At 63.0% G+C, this 4,919-nt stretch carries 5 protein-coding genes; 3 read left to right on the top strand and 2 right to left on the bottom strand.

Going from position 1 to position 4,919, the window contains the following annotated elements; genetic code table 11:
* Positions 1-120: 120 nt before the first annotated feature.
* A complete protein-coding gene (locus tag QOJ24_RS06770) occupies positions 121-660 on the top strand; it encodes a GNAT family N-acetyltransferase (protein ID WP_526260216.1) in 540 nt (179 codons plus the stop codon).
* 9 nt (positions 661-669) lie between these two features.
* Here QOJ24_RS06770 and QOJ24_RS06765 read toward each other — a convergent pair whose 3' ends face one another.
* Positions 670-1,662, bottom strand: a complete 993-nt coding sequence (locus QOJ24_RS06765; protein WP_526260215.1) for an Acg family FMN-binding oxidoreductase — start codon at positions 1,660-1,662, stop codon at positions 670-672.
* 219 nt (positions 1,663-1,881) lie between these two features.
* Here QOJ24_RS06765 and QOJ24_RS06760 point away from each other — a divergent pair, with 219 nt between their 5' ends.
* Positions 1,882-2,892 (top strand): Acg family FMN-binding oxidoreductase, encoded by a 1,011-nt coding sequence (locus tag QOJ24_RS06760; protein ID WP_526260218.1) that lies wholly within the window; start codon positions 1,882-1,884, stop codon positions 2,890-2,892.
* Between the two features lie 177 nt (positions 2,893-3,069).
* Here QOJ24_RS06760 and QOJ24_RS06755 read toward each other — a convergent pair whose 3' ends face one another.
* Positions 3,070-3,315 carry a three-helix bundle dimerization domain-containing protein gene (locus QOJ24_RS06755; RefSeq protein WP_526260217.1) on the bottom strand — a complete coding sequence of 82 codons (246 nt, stop codon included), beginning with the start codon at positions 3,313-3,315 and terminating at the stop codon, positions 3,070-3,072.
* Positions 3,316-3,488: 173 nt separating this feature from the next.
* Between QOJ24_RS06755 and QOJ24_RS06750 the strand changes: the two genes are divergently transcribed.
* Complete coding sequence (locus tag QOJ24_RS06750) at positions 3,489-4,850, top strand: WS/DGAT/MGAT family O-acyltransferase (protein WP_526260214.1); 1,362 nt, start codon at positions 3,489-3,491, stop codon at positions 4,848-4,850.
* The last annotated feature ends 69 nt before the right edge of the window (positions 4,851-4,919 follow it).

The raw sequence follows: 4,919 nt of genomic DNA, 5'->3' as shown, positions 1-4,919 counted from the left end.
AACCAACGACCCTAAGGTGTGCCCGCTGTCGGCAGTACGTTCAGTTACCAGCGGGCGAGTACAACGACGACACGGAGGACACCATGTCGATGGAAGATGCTCGGTGATGGTGGTGCACTGATGCCTGCTCCACGTGAGTTTCTCACTACCGCAACACTTGTCGACGGTACGGAGGCTACCCTGCGAATTCTTGGCCCTGAAGACTATGACGCCGTCGTCGCGCTGGCCGTCTGCCTCAGCGACGAGGAGCGCTATCAGCGGTTCTTCACGGTGCATCCGAACTACATCGGAGATTGGGCACTGTCACTCACCAAGCCCGCGGAAGGGATCGTGGCGCTCGGGGCCGTTGAATCAGGCGAGTTGATCGGCGTCGCCAACTATGCCGAGCTGAGCCGACCAGGTGAATGCGAGATCGCGGTCGTTGTCGCACACGAACAACACGAGCGGGGAGTTGGCACCGCACTGTTGAAGACACTCGGCCACATCGCGAGAGAGGCCGGGCAGCATCGCTTTGTTGCCGATGTCCTCTTCGAGAACTTTGCCATGCGACGAGTACTCCACGATACCGGCTGGCCCATCGCCCACCACCGCGACGGACCGGTGCTCAGCTTCGAAGTTGACATCGATGTCATCGAAGCCGCTGCGCTGCACCGCAATTGACGTTCGCGCCTAGTCGAAGCGCGAGCCGTCCAGCCAGGTGACGACGTCGCTCAGCGGCCGGCGCGGTGTGGCAGGCAACGGGTCGGCATTGACCGGAGCCCAGCCAACACGCAGTAACATCTGTGGATATCCGTCGGCGCCGAATACGTCCTCCGCAACCTGGGTTCGGGTTTCCGCAACCTCGAGCGGCTCGGTGATCGGACAACTGGCTAGCCCCGATGCCGTTGCAGTGAGCAGCACCAGGCTGGTAGCCTCACCGGCGCGCAACCACGAAAGCTCGTCGTCATCGGCGGTGCCGAGGGCGACCACGACCGCATTGTCGTCGGCCGCGGCGCCGTCCGGCGCCCTCGCCAGTCCCGGGCCGGCGAATGACCGAGCGGGCAGCGCAGCGTCCGCATCAGGTTCGGGAGTGTTGCGGGCCGGGACGCCCGCAATGGAGGCATAGCGTCCACTCCAGGTGGATAGCTCGGTCAGGTACTCGAAGTCGGTGTTGTGACACCGCGCAGCTTCAACGATGAGGCGCCTCAAGCTGGTCAGTGCGTCGACCCGTCGAAGCATCACACCGGCACGCGCGGCCCGAGCGCCCATCATCGAGATGTCACCCTGCGGGACAGTCCATGAGGTGTATTGCCTGCGGTCGGTACGACGCCTCGGGATCGCGGCCGCCAGAGCGATATCCACTTCTGAGGCCGGAAATCGATGAAGCTCGGTGACCGCCAGGTGATTCGGATCGTTGGGGTTCGGAAAGCGGTGCACTTTGGACTGCCAACCCAGTGCGGCGAAAGCGGCTTGGCAATGGTGCAGTGTCGCGCCGCAGCTGAGCATCAGGTCGCGGGCGTCCGGGTCAGTGTGGGGCAGCTGAAGATCTCGGTTGGCGTAGAGGTGAAGGCTGTGGCCGCCTACCCGCCACAGCCACGGCTGCGAGTTATGGACCGACGGTGCTCGGGCCGCCAGCGTCAACGCCGACCGGATCGTCTCGACGTCGGGGAAATGAGCGCTCATTTGCCTTACCTCGCTGAAGGAATAACTCGTTCCCTCAGAATGCCGTTCCCCGACCACCTTGAAGAGGGCCTAAAGACCCGGATCTGAGGGACTTCAGCAGCCCGATCCGACAGTGGTCAACGTCGGCACTTTGGGCCGAAAGTCCCTCACTACGGGGACTTTGGCCTGCAACCGATGGCGCCCCGAACGGCTAGCGTCGAATTCAACGACAACGAGGTGATGTATGTGACCGATTCGACGCCGGATTTCGCCGTGATCATGGATGCGGTTGGATTGGCCTGCCGCGCGCCGTCGCTTCACAACAGCCAGCCGTGGCGGTGGGTTAGAGAAGGTTCGGCCCTTCGGCTCTATGCCGACCTCACGCGGGTGATGATCGCGGCAGACCCCGAAGGCCGTCAGATGTACCTGAGTTGCGGCGCGGCATTGGATCACTTCGCGGTAGCGATGACCGCCGGGGGCTGGCACACCTCCGTGCAGCGGTTCCCCGATGCTCTCGAGCCGTACCACGTCGCAACAATGGAATTTCGGCGAGCGACAGAGGTAACCGAGGATGCTCGCGCACGCGCCGCGGCCATCGGTAGGCGCCGAACGGACCGGCGCCCCTTTGACGGCCCTACCGGCTGGCCGGCGACAGAAACCCTGCTACGCGAGGCCGTCATCCCCTACCACGTGATGTTCGACATCGTGCTCGATCATGCGCGGCCATCCTTGGCGCAGGCGTCCAGGCTCACCGAAGCGATCCGAGCGAACGATCCTTCGTATACTGCCGAGTTGAATTGGTGGACCGCGTCCGCTGCTACTGGCGAGGGTGTGCCGCAGGCAGCGTTGACATCCGCCGCAGTATCTGACCGCGTCGATGTAAAGCGTCGCTTTCCCGCCGCACACGACTATCCCGGGAGCGGCGACGTCCGAGTAGACCGATCCAAGATCGTTGTCCTGTCCACCCATCACGAAGACGCGCGGCTTGACGTGCTGCGTTGTGGCGAGGCTCTATCCGCACTCCTTCTTGATTGCACCGTGGCCGGCTTGGCGACGTGCACGCTCACCCACATGACCGAACTCGCACCGAGCCGAGAGATCATCCGCGGCCTGACCGGTCAGCGCGGCACTCCACAGCTCCTGATCAGGATCGGCCAGACATCCGTCACAGATGAGGAGTTCGTCCCAACGCCACGGAAGCCTCTCGCCGATATCTTCGAGGTTCACCCGTCGACCACAAGGGTTGATTGAGCCGTGAGCCGGTACCGCGTACCGCGACTTCCCAGCGAGTCTTGACGACCCCGCCACCGTCGACCATCGAGAATCCCGACGTACTGCGCGCATTACGCCCGGCGCTGCGTCGGTGATCACTTGTGCTCGTGTCGTTTGACTCCCGCCCGACGCCGTCCGCACTTTCGGCCTGATGCGCTAGGCGGATCCAACGGTCATCAGCGTTGATTCCGTTGGTGCCGCCGTGACTGTCTCCACCGGGGTGCTGTCCAGCAGCCGTCGGCTTCGGTTGAGAGTCAATGGAATCAAATGCGCGGTCACCGTAGCGCTCGCGACCAGTCGGGCATAGACATCCGCGACAACACGCCCCACGTCATTGCGGCTCCGGTCGGGGAACCTGGCGCATAGAGCCGACACAACAGCTCCAAGCTCATCACGGACCATGGGTCCTTTATCGGTGGTCATGGCTAGATTCTGCGGCGGGCTCGGAGTATGTCACTACTGCCCAAAGGCCCTGAATCAATGGCAATTGTCCATACACCGCGGGTGTCAGAGGTTCTACAACATCGGGACTTTCGCCCCTTCCCCCTTCTACGTGCAGAGAGCACGGTGATCCCATGGAAAGTTTGTCGATGTTAGATGCCGGCTTTCTCGAAGCCGAAGATTCCGACGGGCACGTCAGCCTCGCGGTCGGTTCCGTGTCAGTCCTGGAGGGGCCGATTCCTGACAACGACGCCTTTGTGTCGGACCTCGCCGAGCGAGTGCTTTCCGTGCCACGGTTTCGTCAGGTGCTGCACACGCATGCGCTGGATCTCGAAGCACCGGACTGGGTCGACGCTGAGAATTTCGATATTTCCCATCACGTTCATCGAGTGGCGCTTCCGCACCCAGGTGACGACGCGGCACTATTCCGGCTGACCGCCGACTTGATGGAACACCGACTCGATCGGCAGCGTCCGTTGTGGCAGTGCTGGATCGTGGAGGGCCTGCCAGACAACCAGTGGGCCATGATCATGAAATTGCACCATTGCATCGCCGACGGAATCGCGACGATGCACATGCTCGCCGGGCTCAGTGACAGCGGGGATGGCGACACCTATGCAACGGCGATCCGGGCGGCGAAGGTACCGGCAAGCGCAGTCCGATTGCCGGAGCTGAGCGCTGACCCGCGGCAATGGGTCGGAAGTATCTGGCGTACCTCAACGGCGTTCATGGACGGCGCCAGGCGTGCATTGGGGGGGACGGTCGAGATCCTCGGTGGCATGCTGCGTCCGGCATCGTCGTCGTTGGTGGGCCCTGTAACGGCGTTGCGCCGCTTTGCGGCCGCTGAGGTGTCGCTAGACGAGGTGGCACTGGTGTGCCGCGCGTTCGATGTGACGCTCAACGACGTCGCGTTGGCAGCAATCACCGATGCCTTTCGCAACCTGCTGATCGGCCGTGGCGAGAAACCACGCCGTGATTCCCTGCGCACGCTGGTTCCCGTGTCGGTGCGCGCCAACGGTGACATCGGCAAGGTTGACAACCGGGTGTCACTAATGTTGCCGTACCTCCCGGTCGAGGAGTCAGACCCCGCGGACCAACTGCGAACGGTGCACAGCCGACTGACACACGCAAAAGGCAGCGGACAGCGACAGGCGGGACAGATTCTGATCTCGGCGGCGAGCATCATTCCGTTCCCGTTAACGGCGTGGGCCATTCGCGCGGCGACCCGGTTGCCCCAACGAGGCGTCGTCACCGTGGCGACCAACGTACCGGGCCCACGAAATAAGATGTACGTCATGGGACGAAAGGTGTTGCGCATGTTCCCGATTCCGCCGATCGCCCTCGGGCTTCGGACGGGAATCGCAATCGTGAGCTACGACGACAAGCTGGTGTTCGGCATCACCGGCGACTACGACACCGCCCCCGACATCGACGACATCGCCCGCGGTATCGAACGAGCGGTGGCTAATCTCGTCGCGCTACCCACGCCGGCCTAAAGGGCGACTCTTCATGACTCGCGCGACTGCGAACAACGAGATCGTCGCCAAGGCGATCCGGTTGGCCTG

It is taken from the genome of Mycobacterium sp., from assembly GCF_032159775.1.
In the GTDB taxonomy this organism is placed as follows: Bacteria; Actinomycetota; Actinomycetes; order Mycobacteriales; family Mycobacteriaceae; genus Mycobacterium.
The sequence above is the reverse complement of the archived record's forward strand: the minus strand, read 5'-3'. Positions and strand labels throughout refer to the sequence as shown.